A 19,373-nucleotide genomic window follows, 5' to 3' on the forward strand; every position below is an offset into this window, starting at 1 on the left:
TACCGACAAACGATAGCCCGATGTCGACGGGGCGTCAGGCCTGGGCCGCTAAAACACGCCGCTCCCAGGGAGTAATTTCATCAAAGAAGCTGGTCAACTCGATAGTCTTCGAGGCGATGTAGCCTTCGATGAACTCCTTGCCGAACAGTTCCTTCGCCAATTGGCTACGTTTCAGACGCTCAAGTGCCGCATGCAAGGTACACGGCAATGAAAGATTGTCCGGTACTTCGAATTCACCCTGGATCGGTTCGCTCGGCTCCAGTTTGTGTTCAATGCCATACAACCCTGCGGCAAGGCTGGCAGCGATCGCCAGGTAAGGATTTGCATCAGCCCCCGGCAAACGGTTCTCGACCCGACGAGCGGCGGGAGAACTGGCTGGAATACGCAATCCGGCCGCGCGATTGTCGTGGGACCAGCAGGCATTATTCGGCGACGCATACGGATGGCACAAGCGCTGATACGAGTTCACGTTCGGTGCGAACAACGCAGTGAAATCCGCCATGCCGGCCTGCTGACCCGCGATGAAATGACGGAAGGTCGCCGTCGGCTCACCAGCCTTGTCGCTGAACACGTTACGCCCGCTGCCGATCTCGATGATGCTCTGGTGAATATGCATCGAACTGCCCGGCGTGTGCGCCAGCGGCTTGGCCATGCAAACCACGGTCAGGCCATGCTTGAGCGCGACTTCTTTAAGCAGATGTTTGAACAGGAGTGTCTGGTCGGCCAACAGCAGCGGGTCGCCGTGCAGCAGGTTGATCTCGAACTGGCTGACGCCCATCTCGTGCATGAAGGTATCGCGCGGCAAGCCCAGGGCCGCCATGCATGCGTAGACTTCATTGAAGAACGGCCGCAAGCCATTATTGGAACTGACGCTGAACGCCGAATGGCCGTCTTCGCGACGACCGTCCAGGCCTAACGGCGGCTGGAAGGGCTGAGTCGGGTCGGTATTGGCTGCGAAGACAAAAAATTCCAGCTCGGTCGCCACCACCGGCGCCAGGCCGAGGGCCGCGTAACGCGCGATCACGGCCTTCAATTGGCCGCGGGTCGACAGCTTTGAGCTGCCACCGGTCAGCTCGTCCGCATCGCAAATGGCCAAGGCTCGCGGCGGCTGGCTCCACGGCAAGCGATGAATCTGTGCAGGGTCGGGCACCAGCGCCAGGTCGCCATCATCGCTGCCGTAAAAGCGCGCTGGCGGGTATCCGCCCATGATGCATTGCAGCAGCACTCCCCGCGCCATTTGCAAACGCCGCCCCTCGAGAAAGCCTTCGGCGGTCATTACCTTGCCACGGGGTACGCCATTCAAATCCGGCGTGACACATTCAATCTCATCAATGCCCGTCAGTCGCTGTGCGAGTGAGCGATGGCCATCGGTTGTCATGACGCAATCCTTTGTTGTTGTGCGAGCCGCGAACGGCGACCCGCACAAAATAGGCTCCGCCTGTTCGGAATATCAAGCAGCGGCCAACAAAAAGAACCGGTCAGGGCAGATAGAGGCTGAACACGCCGCCGCCCAGCGGGCCGCCATTGCTGATTTCGGTGTGTCCGCCCACGCCGTTGCGTTGATGGAGTGCGGCAATCCGCCCGGCAAAGTACAGGCCCAGGCCAGTGCTTCCGCTGCTGTGGTTGATGCCCTGCACGTAATCGGCCTGACGCTCGATCATCTCGGGTGGATAACCTTCGCCATCGTCGTTGACGGTCAGCACCAATTGCCCGGCGTCATCGCTGACGCTGATCAACACCGCGTGGCGGGCGTAACGAATGGCGTTGTTGATGCTGTTGCCCAGCACCGAGGCAATCAGCTCCCGGTCGAAGAAACCCAGAGGGCTCAACGGGTCCACTTGATAGGTCGCCATGATGCCGCGACTGGCAAACACGTCCTGGTGGCAGGCCAATTGCGCTTCGATGAAGTCATCCAGTTCATGGTAGGCCGGTTGCAACGGCATCTGGTTGACGCCGAGTTTGTACAGCCCCAGCAACTGCACCAGCATGCCATTAAGGTGAGAGAACTCGAATTCGATCACGCCCTGCTCCGGGGTGTAGTGTTGCGGATCCGGCAAGCGCGCCAACCATTGGCTGTGGGCCTGCATCAGCATGGCCAGGGAGTTCTTCATGTCGTGCACGGTGGAGGCAATCACCGTGGAAAAATCGAGTGCCTGTTCGCTGTTGTTCATTCGCCAAACGCCTTGCTTCGCAACTTCTGATAACGGGGAAAACGCGCATCGGTGTCGGGCATCAGGCCGACCATTTTCAGGCACGTCCGACATTCTTCCAGCTCCGCCGAAGGGACATCGGTGTCGGTGCCGTGCAGCAGCGACTGCGCCATGTTCAGCGCGATACTGATGTTCTTGGGTTGCAGCGCCAGGGCTTTGCGGAACACCTGCCGCGCCTCTACCAGGTTGCCGGTCTTGTACACCCGCACGCCTTGACGGTTGAGGTCCGCAGCGGCATTGCCGGAGTTGAGGATGGTCGGATCGTCGGTCAACTTGGCGATGCCCTTCATCACCGTCGGGTCGTCGCCATAGATTTCCGCGCAGTTTTTCAACATCGAGGCACCGGCGCTGGCCTGGCCGAGCATCTGCAGTTGCTTGGCCACCAGCAGCGCCGCTTCGGCGCTCATGAACTGTTCCATGCCATCGAGGCGCATCATCGCCTGCTCGGTGAGCTTCTCGGCGGTTTCGGCATCGTTGAGCAGCAGGCTGGTGGCTTTCATCAATCTCGCACGAATCTGCAGACCCGGGTCGGAAGGGTTTTCCTTGGCCACCGCACTCAGCGTCGTGTTGATTTCCAGTCGAGTCCGGGTATCCAGGCCTTTTTCGCTGCCTTTACTGATCAAGGCATGGGCCAGGCCAAGGTTGCTCTCCGCATCCTTGAAACGTGACTGCGCGCCCTGCGCCACGGCCTGGCGATAGGCTTTGGAGGCGGTGTCGAAATCTTCGTTGGCCATCGCCAACTTGCCCAACTGCGCTTGCCGACGCACCGCCAGCGGCGACAAGCGTATCGCCTCTTCCAGCACACGCTGGGCCGCCTTGGTATCGCCTTCGGCGACCAGTACATCGGCCATGCCGTCGTAGAGCGCCGGCATCATCGGGAACACTTTCAGGGCTTTTTCATAGACGCCCTTGGCCTGACCGACCTGGCCACGTTTGAACAGCAATTTGCCCAGACCGGCAAACGCCCACGGCAACGGTCGATCAGCAATGATGCTGTCATAGAGACGCTCCAGCGCCTCGTTCTGATTCAGGTCGCGCAAGGCATCGGCGCGGTAGCGCAGGCACAACGGCGAATAGCGGATGTCTTGTTTGCACAAGGCGATGCAGGCATTGAGCACTTCAACCGGCTTGCCTCGATCAAGGGCCTGCAGAATCGGCTTGAGCAAGGTCTTGCGTTGCTCCAGCCGCTCCAGCCGTTGAGCCAGGCCGGAACGGTTGAACGGTTTGGTCAGGTACGCATCGGGTTCGTGTTCCAACGCACTGAGCACCATTGCCTGACTGGTCTCGGCTGTGACCATGACGAACACGGCCTCATGGCTGATCAGCTTTTCGATCATCAGGTCTTCAAGCACTTGCTGACCGTTCTTCTTGCCGTCGCCCAGGTGAAAGTCCTGCAGGATGAAATCGTAGGCCTTCTGCGAACACATACGCAGCGCCTGCTCACCGGTGTCGGCGGTGTCGACATCCTTGACGCCAAGCTCGCGCAGCATGGACCTGACGGAACTGCGGAAATCCGAGAAATCATCGACGATCAAAAAACGCTTTTGGTGATACGACAGCATCGAAGATTTCCAGGCAATTTAAGAAGAAGACCATCACTGTTCGGGTTATCGGCCAGTAGTGGCGTTCCCTTGAGAAGTCATGCCGCTCAGTACGCGCTAAATATTTGAAGGTGTTATTGAAAAACGGGATTATCCCGTAGTGGTCTAATGAAACCAGACACCCATTTAGGCGAGAATGCTCGCCAGATCGAGGTGTCAGATGACCAAACAACGCCGTTCCTTTACTGCTGAATTCAAACACGAGGCTGCCGATCTCTTGCTCAAGCAAAACTACAGCTACATCGAAGCCAGCCGTTCACTCGGTGTCGGAGAGTCGGCACTACGCCGTTGGGTCGACCAGGTTCAGCAGGAGCGCAAAGGCGTTACGCCGCAGAGCAAAGCGCTGACCCCGGAACAGCAGAAAATTCAGGAGTTGGAAGCTCGGATCGCTCGCCTTGAGCGAGAGAAATCCATACTAAAAAAGGCTACCGCGCTCTTGATGTCGGAAGATCACGAGCGTACGCGCTGATCAATCAGCTGAGCGTCCATGAGCCGATTGATTGGCTGTGCAAAGTGTTTGAGATCAATCGATCAAGTTATTACGCCCACCGCCTCAAGCGCCGAACGCCTGATGTCGAACGGCTTCGGTTACGCAGCCGGGTGAGCGAGTTGTTCTCACAAAGTCGCAGTGCTGCCGGCAGCCGTAGCCTTCTCTCGTTGATGCGTGACGGTGGTGAGCAACTCGGTCGGTTCAAAGTGCGCAGCTTGATGCGTGAGCTTGACCTCGTGAGCAAACAGCCAGGTTCTCATGCCTATAAACGAGCGACGGTCGAACGGTTGGATATCCCGAACATCTTGAATCGGGAGTCCGATGTCCCGGCACCCAACCTGGATACCGACCGCGGGCTACAGAACTGCTCAAGAAGCCCAGCGCGATATCAGCCATTTCTTGATGCATCGGTACGACTGGATTCGGCCCCATCAATGCAAGACGAACTCCTGGGTGTCCGCGACAATCTCCCTCGCCCGCTGAGCGCCCCACTTCAACGCCGCGCAGTAATGCTCATCGAAACCTCGATATGCAGGCCATTGCTGAGTACCTCTTCATGCGCATGGAGGGGTAACTGCGTGTTGGTCCATAACCAGAATTTTGTACCTCTACGCCGCATCGACGTCGCTCCATGAGTTGTGTCTGGAGTAAGGCACAGCAAAGACAGACTTTCCATGTAGATCGTCGGGTGATGGCGCGTAAAAAAGCCCCGCCGGAGAACTGCCCGGCGGGGCTTTTTTGCCTCTTGGTGCTACCTGCTGACGAGGTGAATATGCCTGTCAGAAGGTGACCGAAGAGATACGAATTAATGGTGTCCCAGGGCAGGTTCGAACTGCCAACCTTCCCCTTAGGAGGGGGATGCTCTATCCAATTGAGCTACTGAGACACAGATCGACCACGAAGAAACGCGGTGCGATGGACGGCGTGCATGTTAACGGGCAGCCCCGCTTTTGTCATGTCGTCCGTTGGGCTTTTTAAGTGTAGGCAGACGCCCCGCAGAAGTGTGGCTTTGTTTACCGTGCAAATTGCATCACCACAAAAAGCCATCATTGCAAAATGCAATGCGAGCACGTCGGCTAAATATCTTAATTCATTGTTTTTAAAGGATTTAATTGGCGTTAGACTCTTGGCATGCGGGCTGCTTTAGCTGTTCTCGTAGAACAATAGAGGTCAGCCTCATGAAAAGCGCCCTTTTACTCTCGAACGCGATCGCTCTGGCGATTCTGTTGGGCTTTCATTCTGTCCCCGAGAGCGGTGTTGAGCCGGTTGCTCAACGCATGCCTCATTACCTTCAGGTGCAAAGAGCGCCTCAACTGGCGGTTATGAGCGATCAGCGTAGCTTTGTCAGCCAAGAGGTAAGCCAGGAAGGCATTTTGCTGCCGGCTCAGTCTTCAGAACGTTTGGTATTTTGAATCACCCCATCAGGAGCACCGCATGTCCAAATCAGCCGCAGGGTTTTTCATCCTAGCCTTACTGAGCGGCATTCTTCATCTGTCAGTGGTCCAGGATACGGTCCTCACCCTGCCTTTGATCGCCAGCGGCGTGTTCGGTGCGCTGTTTATGCTGGCGCTGATTGCCGGCCGAAAGATCAAGTTTGATCCGGTACTGCGTTAACCCCTCAACAGATCCAGCAGATTGGCAACTGTAGTGGACAGTTCGCCTGAATTGTCGAGGCGATGGATCCGCGTATCTCCACTTGAACCCTCTGCCGTGAATAACCCATTGCGATGCAACCTTGCTTCAATCTCCGCAATACTCTCGCGACCACGGCGCAGCAGACGCTCTCGCAGGACTTCATCCTTGACCGTCAAAAGAACCGGCAACAGCGTTGGATACCGATGCAGCGCCTCAGCCAGATGGCCGCGAGAACCGTTGACCAAGACATGTCGACCGTCATTGAGCCATTGATCTATTTCGATCGGAATACCGTAATCCAGGCCATTGGCGTTCCAGCACAGCGCGAAATCGCCCTCGACTCTGCGTTGCTCGAACTCTTCCCGGGAAACGCCAATCGCGTCTTCGCCCACTGATTCGGCCGAACGCGTGATGACCCGACGCACCACTTCACAATTGAGCGTCTGCAACGGCTCTCGAGCGGCTTCGATGAGGCTGTCCTTGCCGGACCCAGAAGGCCCCATCAAGTAAATCAGCCTGCCATCCATCTTTAAATCACCTCGCACGGCACGTCTTCCCCTAGTAAATCGGCCAATTGCCACTATCCTGTACAAGTAAGGAACACTGATCGAATCTGCACAGCATGCGCCATCAGGCGTCTCAGGACATCACCTGTCGGGCAATAGGGTGCGGCCAGTAATACGGACCAGCGCAAACTTTCCAAACCAGTCCGCATTTCTGATAATTGGTGCTGGCATAACGCCTTTATCCAGTTCAATATTTGTCACAGAATTGACGCCAATGAACTGGCTACTTTGAGGCATGATGCGAGCCTCTATCAATTCAGGTTGAACATTTGGCCAGACCGCTTGTCCTATCAGACATCCTGCGGCCAATCCCGAGAACCGCTCCCCTGAACTAACCGGTTAAATATATGCGCCCATTGAAACAGGCAATTTATTCCAGCCGTACGGCTGACAAGTTCGTCGTACGTCTGCCAGACGGAATGCGTGAACGCATTGCCGAGGTGGCTCGCAATCATCATCGCAGCATGAACTCCGAAATCATCGCGCGCCTTGAGCAAAGCCTTATTCAGGAAGGCGCTTTGGGCGAAGAATTGAGCATGCGTCTGGACAGCCCGGAGCTGTCATTGCACGAACGTGAACTGCTGCAACGCTTCCGCCAACTCTCCCACCGTCAGCAGAACGCTCTCGTTTCGCTGATTGCGCATGATGCCGAAATGGCCGCAGACGCTTCCTGATTTCATCCGAAAGTTCAAGCCAGCTTAATCGCTGGCTTTTTTTTGCCTGAAATTCGAGCACAAAAAAACCCGCCGATTGATTGGCGGGTTTTTAATGTCGATAAGTCAGAGCAGGAAGATCGTCGCCAACCCGAGAAAGATGAAGAACCCGCCGCTGTCCGTCATGGCAGTGATCATCACACTGGCGCCCATCGCAGGATCGCGCCCAAGCCGCGCCAGGGTCATGGGAATCAACACCCCTGCCAATGCCGCCAGCAACAGGTTGAGCGTCATGGCAGCGGTCATCACCACCCCCAGAGACCAACTGCCATACAGCAGATAGGCGACGACGCCGATCACACCACCCCACACCAGGCCATTGATCAGACCTACCGCCAATTCCTTGCGCATCAGGCGCGAAGTATTGCCGGTGCTGACCTGATCCAGCGCCATGGCCCGAACGATCATGGTGATCGTCTGGTTACCCGAGTTGCCACCGATACCCGCCACGATCGGCATCAGTGCCGCCAGCGCCACCAATTTCTCGATGGAGCCTTCGAAAAGACCAATCACCCGGGATGCGATGAACGCGGTGATCAGGTTAATTGCCAGCCAGGCCCAACGGTTACGCAGGGATTTCCAGACTGACGCAAAAATATCTTCCTCTTCACGCAGACCCGCCATGTTGAGAACTTCGTTTTCGCTCTCTTCACGAATCAGGTCGACCATTTCGTCGATGGTCAGACGGCCGATCAGCTTACCGTTCTTGTCGACTACGGGTGCCGAGATCAAGTCGTAACGTTCGAACGCCTGAGCAGCGTCATAGGCGTCTTCGTCCGGGTGAAAACTCACCGGATCGCTGGCCATGACTTCCGAAACCTGTTTTTCCGGGTCATTGACCAGCAAACGCTTGATCGACAATACACCCTTGAGCACGCCGTCGTAATCGACCACGAACAGTTTGTCAGTGTGGCCGGGCAATTCCTTGAGGCGCCGCAGGTAACGTAAAACCACTTCGAGACTGACATCCTCACGGATCGTCACCATCTCGAAGTCCATCAGCGCACCGACCTGCTCCTCATCGTAGGACAACGCAGAGCGGACGCGCTCACGCTGTTGACCATCGAGGGTTTCCATCAGCTCGTGGACGACGTCTCGCGGCAGCTCGGAGGCCAGGTCAGCAAGTTCGTCGGCGTCCATGTCCCTCGCCGCAGCCAGGAGCTCGTGATCGTCCATGTCAGCGATCAGCGTTTCACGAACCGAATCGGATACTTCGAGCAGAATGTCGCCGTCGCGATCGGCCTTGACCAATTGCCAGAGCGTCAGACGATCGCCCAGCGGCAAGGCTTCAAGGATGTAGGCGACGTCGGCGGAGTGCAGATCATCGAGCTTGCGTTGCAACTCGACGAGGTTTTGCCGGTGAACCAGGCTCTCGACCCGGTCATGATGCGGACCTTCCTGGCGATGAGTCAGGTCTTCGACCACCCGCTGACGCTGCAGCAGCTCAACAACTTGAGCGAGGCGGTCCTGCAAGCTTTCCTGCGTTTTCTTTACTTCAACTTCAGACATAGGCGAACTCCACTCCCAGCAGCGGGGCACGCCGGAAGGATCAATCAGTCAATTCATGATTGGAAAAACGGGGTACTGAGTAACTACTGGGTAAGTCCATGGAGGTATTCCACAAGCCCCGGCGGGGCTGACGGGCGCAATGATACACCGCCCGACGGTTTTAAACGTTAAAAAATCGTGGCTGAAACAAGCGGTTGCAAGACAAAGCTGAGTGCAGTCCTGACCTCTAAAACTGCGACGACTCATCCTGAAAAGAAAACACACCACAGACGAAAAATGTAACGACTACCCTTGAGTTGGACCGTCACGGAGGACGTTTGATGCCATCCAATGCATTTTGTTTTTTGTTGATCACCCTGTTCTGCCCGACGCCCTGGGCGCTTGCCACGACCGTTCACCGCTGCGAGGGGGCCAACGGGAGCATTACCTTCACGACGTTGAGCTGTGCGGCCGGAGAAAGCCTTTCGCTGCAGGATGTACGCACCTTCACACCGGGCAGCGTGACCGCTCTCATGCCGGAAGCCGAGAATCGCGAAATATCAGGTATGAAAATCAAAAGGAGAGATCCAACTGTCGTCGGCAAGACCGAGGACAAATGTGGAAACCTCATCAGCGCTAAAGAACGCCGCGAAGCGATCATCAATCAGCGGGTTGTTGCCGGCATGAATCAGCAGGACGTCGAGAGCGCACTTGGCAAGCCAGACAAGATCAGTATTCGCAATTCAGCCACGAGCTACCGTTACAACACCCAGCGAGGTCGTAGCGCGCACGTCGAGTTCGATGAGAGAGGATGCACCAAAGGAAAAGCCAAATCCCAGACGGCAAAAAGCCCGCGTTAAACGCGGGCTTTTTGGTGTTTGGTGCACTCGACAGGATTCGAACCTGTGACCGCTCGGTTCGTAGCCGAGTACTCTATCCAGCTGAGCTACGAGTGCATTTGTGTTTTTATACCAGATCACAACTGGTTGAAGCCAAGTCATTCACATTACTGCAAATGACTCTTAAATGGTGCACTCGACAGGATTCGAACCTGTGACCGCTCGGTTCGTAGCCGAGTACTCTATCCAGCTGAGCTACGAGTGCATTTGTTGCCGCGCATTATAGGCCGTTTAATCTCTATGTAAAGCACTTTTTCTAGTAATTTCAAACACTTACCGAAGAAGCTAGATTACAACGTACTACGCAAATAATGGCGGAGAACGGGGGATTCGAACCCCCGACACCCTTTTGAGGTGTACTCCCTTAGCAGGGGAGCGCCTTCGGCCACTCGGCCAGCTCTCCGCAACACGGGGCGTATATTAACCAGCTTCTTCCCCGTTTGCAAACATAAAAAACGATAAAAATTAATGGCTTGGTTCTTCGTCCTTCTCTTTCTTTATACGCAGGTAAATTTCCTCACGGTGGACCGCAACCTCTTTCGGGGCGTTGACACCGATACGCACTTGATTTCCTTTGACGCCGAGCACGGTCACGGTGATTTCGCCATCACCAATAATCAGGCTTTCTGCGCACCGACGAGTCAGAATCAGCATACCTTTCTCCTCACGCATTTCATTTCAGGGACAACAGTCTGCAAAAAAAAGGCACTCGACCTACAACCGGAACGATCGCAGCCCTACATGCCTGAGTATTGACTAGCGCGAGCAAAAGAACAGCCTCGAGTCGCACCATTCAAAAAAACAAAAGGGCGCGGTCAGACCGCGCCCTTCGGTTAACGCATCACTCGCCCTGACGGGCCGGTGCGTCCAGTTCGAATGCCGTATGCAGAGCGCGCACAGCCAGCTCCAGGTACTTCTCTTCGATCACTACGGAGACTTTGATTTCCGAAGTCGAGATCATCTGGATGTTGATGCTTTCTTTCGCCAGGGATTCGAACATGCGGCTGGCCACACCTGCGTGGGAGCGCATGCCGACACCGACGATCGACACCTTGGCAATCTTGATGTCGCCAACGACTTCACGGGCACCGATCTCGCGAGCGGTGTTTTCCAGCACGGTTTGCGCTGCCTGGAAGTCATTGCGATGCACGGTGAAGGTGAAGTCGGTGGTGTTATCGTGCGCAACGTTCTGCACGATCATGTCGACTTCGATGTTCGCGGCACTGATCGGGCCGAGTATCTTGAATGCAACGCCCGGGGTGTCTGGCACGCCACGGATGGTCAGCTTGGCTTCATCGCGGTTGAAAGCGATGCCGGAAATGATCGGCTGTTCCATGGTTTCCTCTTCATCAATAGTAATGAGGGTGCCCGGACCCTCCTTGAAGCTGTGCAGTACGCGCAGCGGAACGTTGTACTTGCCGGCGAATTCCACCGCACGGATCTGCAACACCTTGGAACCGAGACTGGCCATTTCCAGCATCTCTTCGAAGGTAATCTTGTCCAGGCGCTGAGCCACGGACACCACACGCGGGTCGGTGGTGTAGACGCCGTCGACATCGGTGTAGATCTGGCATTCGTCAGCCTTCAAGGCTGCCGCCAGGGCCACGCCGGTGGTGTCGGAACCGCCACGACCGAGGGTGGTGATGTTGCCGTGCTCGTCGACGCCCTGGAAACCGGCGACAACAACCACACGACCGGCCTTCAGATCGCCACGAATCTTCTGTTCATCAATCTGCAAGATACGCGCTTTATTGTGAGCGCTGTCCGTCAGAATCCGCACCTGACTGCCTGTGTAAGATACCGCTGGCACGCCGCGCTTGATCAGCGCCATGGCCAACAGCGCAATCGTCACCTGCTCACCGGTGGAGACGATTACATCCAGCTCACGAGGAACTGGTTGGCCGTCGCCACTGATTTGCTTGGCCAGATCGATCAGACGGTTGGTTTCGCCGCTCATTGCAGACAGCACAACCACCAGGTCATCGCCGGCCTCGCGGAATTTCTTAACCTTGTCGGCGACCTGCTCGATTCTCTCGACAGTGCCGACCGAGGTGCCTCCAAATTTCTGTACGATCAAAGCCATTTCAAAGCCGCCTCTGCCCATGAAGGGCGCCCAAATAATCACTCAAACAGCGTTCGGGCCCGCCACTAGACTGCGGGCCGGATACACTGCCTTATAAACCCTGCTCTACAAATGGAACAGTCAGGGCCAATGCCGCATCCAGTGCGCCAGCGTCAGTACCACCGCCTTGCGCCATATCTGGACGACCACCGCCCTTCCCGCCCACTGCCGCAGCGGCTTGCTTCATCAAATCACCGGCTTTGAGTTGGCCAGTCAGGTCTTTGGTTACGCCTGCAACCAGAACGACCTTTTCCTCATGGACACTGCCGAGCAGGATCACTGCGCGGCCGAGTTTGTTTTTCAGTTGATCGACCAGCGCCAGCAGCGCCTTGCCGTCCTGACCGTCCAGACGCACGGCCAGCACTTTCACGCCTTTGACATCCAGGGCAGAAGCCGACAGATCGTCGCCCGCCGCGCTGGCAGCCTTGGCCTGCAACTGCTCGAGTTGCTTCTCCAGCAGACGGTTGCGCTCCAGCACAGCCGACAGCTTGTCGATCAGGTTGTCGCGGCTCCCCTTGACCATGTTGGCCGCTTCCTTGAGTTGTTCTTCAGCAGCGTTCAAGTATGCCAGCGCCGCGGCGCCAGTGACCGCTTCGATACGACGCACGCCGGAAGCCACACCGCCTTCACTGATAATCTTCAGCAGGCCGATGTCGCCGGTACGGTTGGCGTGGATACCACCGCACAGCTCGACGGAGAAATCACCGCCCATGCTCAGTACGCGCACATTGTCGCCGTACTTCTCGCCGAACAGCGCCATGGCGCCCTTCTGCTTGGCGGTTTCGATATCGGTTTCTTCGGTTTCAACTTCGGAGTTCTTGCGAATCTCGGCGTTGACGATGTCTTCCAGAGCCTTCAACTGCTCAGGTTTGATGGCTTCGAAGTGGCTGAAGTCGAAGCGCAGGCGCTGACTGTCGACCAACGAGCCTTTCTGCTGAACGTGCTCGCCCAACACCTGACGCAATGCCGCGTGCAGCAAGTGAGTCGCCGAGTGGTTCAGCGAAGTCGCGTGACGCACTTCGGCATCAACATGAGTCTCTACCGGCGCGCCGATGGTCAGGCTGCCCGACGCCAGCACGCCGTGATGCAAGAAGGCGCCACCGGTTTTGGTGGTGTCGCGTACGTCAAAGCGCGCGTTGCCGACCTGAAGGAAACCGCAGTCGCCAATCTGACCGCCGGATTCAGCGTAGAACGGCGTCTGGTTCAGTACAACCACACCATCTTCGCCTTCACTGAGTACGTCGACTGACTGGCCATCTTTATAGAGACCAACGATTTTCGCCGAACCTTTAGTCGCTTCATAGCCGGTGAATTCGGTGGCCACATCAACCTTGACCAGGCTGTTGTAGTCCATGCCGAAGGAGCTGGCGGAACGGGCACGGACGCGCTGGGCTTCCATTTCACGCTCGAAGCCTTCTTCGTCGATGGTCAGGCTGCGTTCGCGAGCGATGTCGCCGGTCAGGTCCATCGGGAAACCGTAGGTGTCGTAGAGTTTAAACACCACGTCGCCCGGCACCACGTCGCCTTTGAGCTCAGCCAGATCCTGCTCTAGGATTTTCAGGCCCTGCTCCAGGGTCTTGGCGAACTGCTCTTCTTCAGCTTTCAGTACGCGTTCGATGTGCGCTTGCTGGGATTTCAGCTCAGGGAAGGCTTCGCCCATCTCGGCGACCAGTGCCGCAACGATCTGGTAGAAGAAGCTGCCCTTGGCGCCCAGTTTGTTGCCGTGACGGCAAGCGCGACGAATGATCCGGCGCAGCACGTAGCCGCGACCTTCATTGGACGGCAGCACGCCGTCGGCAATCAGGAAACCGCACGAACGAATGTGGTCGGCGACGACTTTCAGGGACGCCTGATTGTCGTTGGTGCAACCGATGGCCTTGGCCGATGCGCTCAGCAGGCTCTGGAACAGGTCGATTTCATAGTTCGAGTGAACGTGTTGCAGCACGGCACTGATCCGCTCCAGGCCCATGCCGGTATCAACCGACGGGGCAGGCAGCGGGTGCAACACGCCATCGGCGGTGCGGTTGAACTGCATGAACACGTTGTTCCAGATTTCAATGTAACGGTCGCCGTCTTCTTCCGGCGAGCCCGGTGGGCCGCCCCAGATGTCGGCGCCGTGATCGTAGAAAATCTCGGTGCAAGGACCGCACGGGCCGGTATCGCCCATGGTCCAGAAGTTATCGGACGCGTACGGCGCGCCTTTGTTGTCGCCGATGCGAACCATGCGCTCGGCCGGAACGCCGATTTCCTTGGTCCAGATGTCGTACGCCTCGTCATCGCTGGCGTAGACAGTGACCCAGAGTTTTTCTTTCGGCAGGTTCAGCCACTTGTCAGACGTCAGGAAGTTCCAGGCGTAGGTGATCGCGTCACGCTTGAAATAATCACCGAAGCTGAAGTTACCCAGCATTTCGAAGAATGTGTGGTGACGGGCGGTATAACCGACGTTTTCCAGGTCGTTGTGCTTGCCGCCGGCGCGCACGCATTTCTGGCTGCTGACCGCGCGGGTGTACGCGCGTTTTTCCTGGCCCAGGAAGCAGTCCTTGAACTGGTTCATCCCCGCGTTAGTGAACAGCAGGGTTGGGTCGTTGCCCGGAATCAAAGAGCTGGAGGCTACACGGGTGTGGCCTTGCTCTTCGAAGAAGCGAAGGAAGGCTTCACGGATTTCTGCGCTTTTCATTAGGTTCTTCCACGGAGGCTGCGGCCAAAGGCCTGTGCGAAACGTCAACAGACGAAGCGACGGCAAAGGGCCGCATTATATCGGCCCTGCGCGCGGGGTACAGCGTGTTTATACGATAGAAACGGTCAATTGGACCGCTAACGCTATCAGTTGCGCGAAAACTCGACGAATGTCGCGACGACCTGCTCGATTTGAACCCGACTGACATCCATGTGCGTGACCATGCGCAGACGTCCGGCAGCGCTCAGTTTAATCCCGCGTTCGGCGGCAAACGCCTTGATGGCCTCGGCTTTGTCGCCCATCTGCACATAAACCATGTTGGTCTGCACCGGCTCGACCTCGTAACCCGCCGCTCGCAAGCCTTCAGCCAGCAACTGCGCATTGGCGTGGTCGTCAGCCAGACGCTGAACATTGTTATCAAGTGCGTACAAACCTGCTGCCGCCAGAATCCCGGCCTGGCGCATGCCGCCGCCGACCATCTTGCGCAGACGCCGTGCCTTGCCGATCAACTCGGCCGAACCACACAACACAGAACCTATCGGCGCGCCCAGTCCTTTGGACAGACAGACCGAGACGGAATCGAAATATTGAGTAATCTCACGGGCATCGACACCCAGCTTGACCGCCGCGTTGTACAGTCGCGCGCCGTCCAGGTGCAGCTGCAACCCATGTTCACGGGTAAAGCTTCGAGCCTGCGCCAGATACTCCAGCGGCAAAACCTTGCCCTGCATGGTGTTTTCCAGCGCCAGCAAACGGGTGCGGGCGAAGTGGAAGTCATCCGGCTTGATCGCAGCTGCCACGTGCGCCAGGTCCAGCGAGCCGTCGGCCTGCACTTCCAGCGGCTGTGGCTGGATCGAACCGAGCACGGCCGCACCGCCGCCTTCGTACTTATAGGTGTGAGCCTGCTGGCCGACGATGTATTCGTCACCGCGTTCGCAGTGGGCCATCAAGCCCAGCAGATTGCTCATGGTGCCCGTAGGAACAAACAGCGCTGCAGCAAAACCCAACTGATTCGCAAGCTCGGCTTCCAGTCGATTGACCGTCGGATCTTCGCCGTAAACGTCGTCACCGGTGGCCGCTGTGGCCATCGCGTCGAGCATCCCTGCGGTCGGTTGGGTGACGGTGTCGCTGCGAAGATCAATAACGCTCATGAATCTGGCCTCGGTAAGCAGGGAAAATCCCTTTCAGTCAGGAATTACTGCGGTCATGCCGACGAATAATCAACCCTTGGGTACGAAAAGGCTTCTTGAACTGACGAAAAAATCGATAGCAATCATCAGATAGCAGCAATGCACAGGTGAGAAATATGTGTTAAAAACGCTTCGCCGCCAAACAATCTGGCGGCAAAACGTTCTCAGGGCGGGGTGCAACTCCCCACCGGCGGTAATTGCGCGCAATGCGCATAGCCCGCGAGCGCTTGGCGACAGGCACGGCAATGGCTGTGATGGCGGCAAGGTCAGCAGACCCGGTGTGATCCCGGGGCCGACGGTCATAGTCCGGATGAAGAGAGAACGGGATTGGCGCCAAAGGGCCGTCCGCCGGCATTCGTGCGAGCGTGCGTACCCTTAAATCCCATTCGATTCATATGCCCTGTTTTTTACATAAACAGGAGTCAGAACATGCAACCCACCGCAATCGATAGCAAAAGCAAAAACCATCAGGGCGAGCGCGTTGCGTTCATCCAGGCCTGCTGGCACAAGGAAATCGTCGATCAGAGCCGTAAGGGATTTGTGGCCGAAATGATTGCTCAGGGTTATCAGGAATCGGAGATCGATTTCTTCGAAGTCGGCGGCGCCTTTGAAATTCCGCTGCACGCCAAGCTACTGGCGAAGTCCGGTCGTTATGCCGGCATTGTCGCGGCGGGCCTGGTGGTCGACGGCGGGATCTACCGCCACGAATTCGTCGCCCAGTCGGTGATCAGCGGTTTGATGCAAGTTCAGCTGGAAACCGAAGTGCCGGTGTTCTCCGTGGTTTTGACCCCGCACCACTTCCATGCTGGCGAAGAACATCAGAAGTTCTTCTTCGAGCACTTTGTGCATAAAGGCCAGGAAGCGGCGAAAACGTGCGCGGATACGTTGCACAAGATACGTGCGTTGCGTCGTAGCGAGCCCCGCGCGGTAGCCGTCTAGTTGAGTGATCGTTCCCACGCTCTGCGTGGGAACGATCTTCACAGCGGCGTCAGTCAGGCGAGGTTTTCGTCGGTAGTTGGCACAATCAGGATGCCGGCGCGCAAGCCATTCTTCACCTTGGGGTTCGGGAAGATGATCCGGGCACCCTCCTCCTCAATGATCCATCGGGTCTGGGCGATGTCTTCCGCCAGAAGGTAACCCACTTCCAACTCCGAAAAGTTCTCGATGTCCGCTGGCAGGTTCAAGCGGAAGCTATCGCTGTGCTTGATGATTTCTCGCGCCACGCTAAACAGCTGCAACCCGTCCAGCGCCTCTTCGGTCTGGGCCGGCTCGCTGCCTTCGATAATCTGTTTGAGGCGGGTTTCCAGCAGATCGACGTTGACCCCATCGTTCTGCCCGAATGGCCGCGCCTTGCCCAGTTCAAGGGTAAAAGACTCAGCACCGAGTTTGTCGTAAGTGTAGGAGCTGAAAACGATGGACGGCTTGTTTTGCAGCAGCACCGCTTCCATGCCGGCAGCGCGCAGACGCGCCAGTTCCAGACGTGAATGCTGACGGCCTTCTTTCCAGGGATACAAGGCGAACTGTTCGATTTTCGAGCCACGAATCGCGGTGTGAAGGTCGTAGTGGAGACGGTTGCGATCTGGCAGGCTGAAAAAACTCGCCGCCAGCCGCTCCAGTTCACACGCGCGCAGGGCTTCGGAGCCGCTGCTTTGTTCGTGACGGCCGTTGAACAGCCGATTGACGTCCTGCTCGATGAAACGCTCACCTTTGCGAATCGCTTCCGGGTTACCGAACAGGAACAGAATACGTGCGCGCGGCTTGAGATCGCCGCGGGCAATGTCGTGCAACAGGCGATCGAGCAACTCGATCGGCGCTGTTTCGTTGCCATGGATGCCGGCCGAAAGCAGCAAGTCCAGGCCGTTGTCGCGAGCTTCAGGTGGCCGGACTTCCAGCGCACCTTCGCTCAACCAGCGCATGCGCACGCCTTCGACAGTCAGTTGAGTCTTCTCCGCCGGTTCGCGGCCGGCGAGGGTCAGTTCAAGCAGTTTGCCGAGGGCGAGCATAGAGCGGCTTCCTTAGTGGTCGTGTGCGCAATCCGGGCCGTGCACGTGGTCTTCGTCACCGACTTCAGCCGGTTCCATTTCCAGTTGCAGACTTACCAGATTAGTCGCCAATGGGCGCAGCAGCAGGTTTGCGTATTCAGCGTCACCTTCCTCGACGTCCACGCCGATCAGCAATTGGCCGCGGCCGTCTTGCTGAATCCACAGCTCTTTGCCTTGCCACATGACCGCGACGCGGGTGCAGGAAGTTTCCAGTTGCGTGCCGTCGGTGTCTTCAAGGATCAGCTGCAGGGTATCGCTCATGTTTTTTACGCTCTCGACGTTCAATTAATCTGGAATGGATAAACCGCGCCCAGTTTAAGGATTTGCGTCAGTTCATCCAGTGCCGTCCGGCACTCAAGCAGCAATTGCGGGTCCGCCAGGTCGGTTTCGGCCATGCGGTCGCGGTAGTGCTTGTCGACCCATTCGGTCAGGGTGCCGTACAACGGTGCCGTCATGATAACCCCTGGGTTGACGGCCGCCAGTTCGGTTTCGTTGAGCGCAACGCGCAGTCGCAGGCAAGCCGGGCCGCCGCCGTTCTGCATGCTTTGCTTCAAATCGAACACTTTCACTTCGCGGATCAGACCGCCGGAGCTGGTCAAACCTTGCAGGTACTGCCAGACACGCTCGTTGCCACGGCATTCTTCCGGCACGATCAACAGCATCGATCCGTCAGGACGCGACAGCAGTTGGCTATTGAACAGGTAGGAACGAACGGCGTCTTCCACGGTTACGGCAGAACGCGGCACGCAGATCGACTGAAATTTCCCACCGACTTTGGCGAGTTTGCTCTGCAATTCAGCGAGCATCTGCTCGGTGTCAAGGAACGCGTCCTCGTGGTAGAACAACACCTCGCCATTACCCACCGCGATCACATCGTTGTGGAACACGCCCTGATCAATCACCGAAGGGTTCTGCTGAGCGTAGACCACGCCGTCATCGCTCAAGCCGTGCAGGCGGGCAACCGCCTGGGAGGCTTCGAGGGTCTGGCGGGCCGGGTATTTCTGCGGTGCCGGGTAACGGGTGTCGAACGCGCTGCGACCGAACACGAAGAACTCGACGCCTGCTTCGCCGTATTCACGGCAGAAACGGGTGTGGTTGGCTGCGCCTTCGTCCCCGAACTGCGCCACGGCTGGCAATGCGGCGTGGTGAGCGAAGTGTTTCTGGTCAGCGAACATCGCCCCCAGCACGCGACTGGTGGTCGGGTGTTCGATGCTGCGGTGATATTTGCAGTTCAGGTTGGCCGCGGTGAAATGCACACGGCCATCCGCGGTGTCGGCGCTCGGGCTGACAGTGGCGGCGTTGGCCACCCACATGCTCGACGCCGAGCAACTGGCCACCAGCAACGGCATTGCATCTTTAGCAGCTTGCTCGATCACCTGAGCATCGGTGCCGCTGAAACCCAAACGACGCAGGGCTGCCACGTCCGGGCGTTCCTGTGGTGCCAGAACACCTTGCTGAAAGCCCATTTCCATCAGCGATTTCATTTTCGCCAGGCCTTGCAGCGCGGCTTCCTTCGGGTTCGAAGACTGCTGGCTGTTGCTCTGGGACGCGACGTTGCCGTAGGACAAACCGCCGTAGTTATGGGTCGGCCCCACTAGACCGTCAAAATTGACTTCATAGGATTTCATCAGCGAGGCTCCACGAGAATCTGTTGTTATGGCTTCTGTAACTATTCTTTGAGACTGGGGCGCGGCCTTCGCGAGCAGGCTCGCTCCCACAGGGAAATGCATTCCAATGTGG

Annotated in this window: 16 protein-coding genes, 4 tRNA genes, 2 pseudogenes and 1 riboswitch; of the genes and pseudogenes, 6 read left to right on the top strand and 16 right to left on the bottom strand. The window is 57.2% G+C overall.

Annotated elements, in window-relative coordinates; all coding sequences use genetic code 11:
- Nucleotides 1-34 precede the first annotated feature (34 nt).
- The 3 genes from MO767_RS24670 to MO767_RS24680 all read right to left on the bottom strand — a co-directional run bounded on the left by MO767_RS24670 (nt 35) and on the right by MO767_RS24680 (nt 3,772).
- Nucleotides 35-1,276 carry a glutamine synthetase family protein gene (locus MO767_RS24670; RefSeq protein WP_282482689.1) on the bottom strand — a complete coding sequence of 414 codons (1,242 nt, stop codon included), beginning with the start codon at nt 1,274-1,276 and terminating at the stop codon, nt 35-37.
- Between the two features lie 202 nt (nt 1,277-1,478).
- Entirely contained in the window at nt 1,479-2,171 is a 693-nt protein-coding gene (locus MO767_RS24675) for a HAMP domain-containing sensor histidine kinase (RefSeq protein WP_282482669.1), read from the bottom strand.
- Nucleotides 2,168-3,772, bottom strand: coding sequence for a tetratricopeptide repeat-containing response regulator (locus tag MO767_RS24680; RefSeq protein ID WP_282482670.1), 1,605 nt, complete (start codon nt 3,770-3,772; stop codon nt 2,168-2,170). Before MO767_RS24680 ends, MO767_RS24675 begins: the two co-directional genes overlap by 4 nt.
- Nucleotides 3,773-3,971: 199 nt before the next feature.
- Between MO767_RS24680 and MO767_RS24685 the strand changes: the two are divergent.
- A pseudogene (locus tag MO767_RS24685) lies at nt 3,972-4,736 on the top strand (transposase); the annotation flags it as partial.
- A gap of 374 nt (nt 4,737-5,110) precedes the next feature.
- On the opposite strand, the gene MO767_RS24690 reads toward MO767_RS24685, so the two are convergent.
- A tRNA-Arg gene (locus tag MO767_RS24690) sits at nt 5,111-5,187 on the bottom strand.
- Nucleotides 5,188-5,479: 292 nt separating this feature from the next.
- Between MO767_RS24690 and MO767_RS24695 the strand changes: the two genes are divergently transcribed.
- Together MO767_RS24695 and MO767_RS24700 are read left to right on the top strand one after the other, a co-directional pair.
- Nucleotides 5,480-5,713 (top strand): hypothetical protein, encoded by a 234-nt coding sequence (locus MO767_RS24695; protein ID WP_282482671.1) that lies wholly within the window; start codon nt 5,480-5,482, stop codon nt 5,711-5,713.
- Between the two features lie 22 nt (nt 5,714-5,735).
- Nucleotides 5,736-5,915, top strand: coding sequence for a PA3371 family protein (locus MO767_RS24700; RefSeq protein WP_282482672.1), 180 nt, complete (start codon nt 5,736-5,738; stop codon nt 5,913-5,915).
- On the opposite strand, the pseudogene phnN reads toward MO767_RS24700, so the two are convergent.
- Nucleotides 5,890-6,463: pseudogene (phnN, locus tag MO767_RS24705) on the bottom strand (phosphonate metabolism protein/1,5-bisphosphokinase (PRPP-forming) PhnN). The gene MO767_RS24700 and the pseudogene phnN sit on opposite strands and share 26 nt — an antisense overlap.
- Nucleotides 6,464-6,849: 386 nt before the next feature.
- Here phnN and MO767_RS24710 point away from each other — a divergent pair.
- Nucleotides 6,850-7,176: an Arc family DNA-binding protein gene (locus tag MO767_RS24710; RefSeq protein WP_003178899.1), complete on the top strand. Its 327-nt coding sequence runs from the start codon at nt 6,850-6,852 to the stop codon at nt 7,174-7,176.
- A 105-nt stretch (nt 7,177-7,281) separates the two neighbouring features.
- On the opposite strand, the gene mgtE is transcribed toward MO767_RS24710, so the two are convergent.
- Entirely contained in the window at nt 7,282-8,724 is a 1,443-nt protein-coding gene (mgtE, locus tag MO767_RS24715; RefSeq protein ID WP_282482673.1) for a magnesium transporter, read from the bottom strand.
- A 320-nt stretch (nt 8,725-9,044) separates the two neighbouring features.
- Here mgtE and MO767_RS24720 point away from each other — a divergent pair, with 320 nt between their 5' ends.
- On the top strand, nt 9,045-9,563 hold the full coding sequence (locus tag MO767_RS24720; protein ID WP_282482674.1) for a cell envelope protein SmpA: 519 nt from the start codon (nt 9,045-9,047) through the stop codon (nt 9,561-9,563).
- Nucleotides 9,564-9,582: 19 nt separating this feature from the next.
- On the opposite strand, the gene MO767_RS24725 is transcribed toward MO767_RS24720, so the two are convergent.
- The 7 genes from MO767_RS24725 to ltaE form a co-directional block, all read right to left on the bottom strand.
- A tRNA-Arg gene (locus MO767_RS24725) sits at nt 9,583-9,659 on the bottom strand.
- Nucleotides 9,660-9,730: 71 nt separating this feature from the next.
- Nucleotides 9,731-9,807, bottom strand: a tRNA-Arg gene (locus MO767_RS24730).
- Nucleotides 9,808-9,914: 107 nt separating this feature from the next.
- Nucleotides 9,915-10,005: transfer RNA gene (locus MO767_RS24735), tRNA-Ser, on the bottom strand.
- 62 nt (nt 10,006-10,067) lie between these two features.
- Complete coding sequence (csrA, locus tag MO767_RS24740) at nt 10,068-10,256, bottom strand: carbon storage regulator CsrA (protein WP_002554426.1); 189 nt, start codon at nt 10,254-10,256, stop codon at nt 10,068-10,070.
- Between the two features lie 187 nt (nt 10,257-10,443).
- A complete protein-coding gene (locus MO767_RS24745; RefSeq protein ID WP_129437628.1) occupies nt 10,444-11,685 on the bottom strand; it encodes an aspartate kinase in 1,242 nt (413 codons plus the stop codon).
- Nucleotides 11,686-11,776: 91 nt separating this feature from the next.
- Nucleotides 11,777-14,401: an alanine--tRNA ligase gene (gene alaS / locus MO767_RS24750; RefSeq protein ID WP_282482675.1), complete on the bottom strand. Its 2,625-nt coding sequence runs from the start codon at nt 14,399-14,401 to the stop codon at nt 11,777-11,779.
- Between the two features lie 146 nt (nt 14,402-14,547).
- Complete coding sequence (gene ltaE / locus MO767_RS24755; RefSeq protein ID WP_282482676.1) at nt 14,548-15,552, bottom strand: low-specificity L-threonine aldolase; 1,005 nt, start codon at nt 15,550-15,552, stop codon at nt 14,548-14,550.
- A gap of 195 nt (nt 15,553-15,747) precedes the next feature.
- A riboswitch (FMN riboswitch) is annotated at nt 15,748-15,918 on the top strand.
- Nucleotides 15,919-16,020: 102 nt separating this feature from the next.
- Here ltaE and MO767_RS24760 point away from each other — a divergent pair.
- Nucleotides 16,021-16,530, top strand: a complete 510-nt coding sequence (locus tag MO767_RS24760; RefSeq protein WP_123368736.1) for a 6,7-dimethyl-8-ribityllumazine synthase — start codon at nt 16,021-16,023, stop codon at nt 16,528-16,530.
- Between the two features lie 53 nt (nt 16,531-16,583).
- On the opposite strand, the gene astE is transcribed toward MO767_RS24760, so the two are convergent.
- The 3 genes from astE to astB are packed head-to-tail and all read right to left on the bottom strand — an operon-like array spanning nt 16,584 to nt 19,261.
- Entirely contained in the window at nt 16,584-17,594 is a 1,011-nt protein-coding gene (gene astE, locus MO767_RS24765; protein ID WP_056741420.1) for a succinylglutamate desuccinylase, read from the bottom strand.
- A 12-nt stretch (nt 17,595-17,606) separates the two neighbouring features.
- Entirely contained in the window at nt 17,607-17,894 is a 288-nt protein-coding gene (locus tag MO767_RS24770; RefSeq protein WP_033056735.1) for a hypothetical protein, read from the bottom strand.
- A gap of 20 nt (nt 17,895-17,914) precedes the next feature.
- Nucleotides 17,915-19,261, bottom strand: coding sequence for an N-succinylarginine dihydrolase (gene astB / locus MO767_RS24775; RefSeq protein WP_282482678.1), 1,347 nt, complete (start codon nt 19,259-19,261; stop codon nt 17,915-17,917).
- Nucleotides 19,262-19,373: the final 112 nt, after the last annotated feature.

The sequence above is a fragment of the Pseudomonas sp. UYIF39 genome, assembly GCF_029963765.1.
Lineage (GTDB): Bacteria > Pseudomonadota > Gammaproteobacteria > Pseudomonadales > Pseudomonadaceae > Aquipseudomonas.

Coding starts and splice junctions, on each gene's coding strand:
- MO767_RS24670 (WP_282482689.1), bottom strand. CDS start 1,276: ATGACCGCCGAAGGCTTTCTCGAGGGGCGGCGTTTGCAAATGGCGCGG.
- MO767_RS24675 (WP_282482669.1), bottom strand. CDS start 2,171: ATGAACAACAGCGAACAGGCACTCGATTTTTCCACGGTGATTGCCTCC.
- MO767_RS24680 (WP_282482670.1), bottom strand. CDS start 3,772: ATGCTGTCGTATCACCAAAAGCGTTTTTTGATCGTCGATGATTTCTCG.
- MO767_RS24695 (WP_282482671.1), top strand. CDS start 5,480: ATGAAAAGCGCCCTTTTACTCTCGAACGCGATCGCTCTGGCGATTCTG.
- MO767_RS24700 (WP_282482672.1), top strand. CDS start 5,736: ATGTCCAAATCAGCCGCAGGGTTTTTCATCCTAGCCTTACTGAGCGGC.
- MO767_RS24710 (WP_003178899.1), top strand. CDS start 6,850: ATGCGCCCATTGAAACAGGCAATTTATTCCAGCCGTACGGCTGACAAG.
- mgtE (WP_282482673.1), bottom strand. CDS start 8,724: ATGTCTGAAGTTGAAGTAAAGAAAACGCAGGAAAGCTTGCAGGACCGC.
- MO767_RS24720 (WP_282482674.1), top strand. CDS start 9,045: ATGCCATCCAATGCATTTTGTTTTTTGTTGATCACCCTGTTCTGCCCG.
- csrA (WP_002554426.1), bottom strand. CDS start 10,256: ATGCTGATTCTGACTCGTCGGTGCGCAGAAAGCCTGATTATTGGTGAT.
- MO767_RS24745 (WP_129437628.1), bottom strand. CDS start 11,685: ATGGCTTTGATCGTACAGAAATTTGGAGGCACCTCGGTCGGCACTGTC.
- alaS (WP_282482675.1), bottom strand. CDS start 14,401: ATGAAAAGCGCAGAAATCCGTGAAGCCTTCCTTCGCTTCTTCGAAGAG.
- ltaE (WP_282482676.1), bottom strand. CDS start 15,552: ATGAGCGTTATTGATCTTCGCAGCGACACCGTCACCCAACCGACCGCA.
- MO767_RS24760 (WP_123368736.1), top strand. CDS start 16,021: ATGCAACCCACCGCAATCGATAGCAAAAGCAAAAACCATCAGGGCGAG.
- astE (WP_056741420.1), bottom strand. CDS start 17,594: ATGCTCGCCCTCGGCAAACTGCTTGAACTGACCCTCGCCGGCCGCGAA.
- MO767_RS24770 (WP_033056735.1), bottom strand. CDS start 17,894: ATGAGCGATACCCTGCAGCTGATCCTTGAAGACACCGACGGCACGCAA.
- astB (WP_282482678.1), bottom strand. CDS start 19,261: ATGAAATCCTATGAAGTCAATTTTGACGGTCTAGTGGGGCCGACCCAT.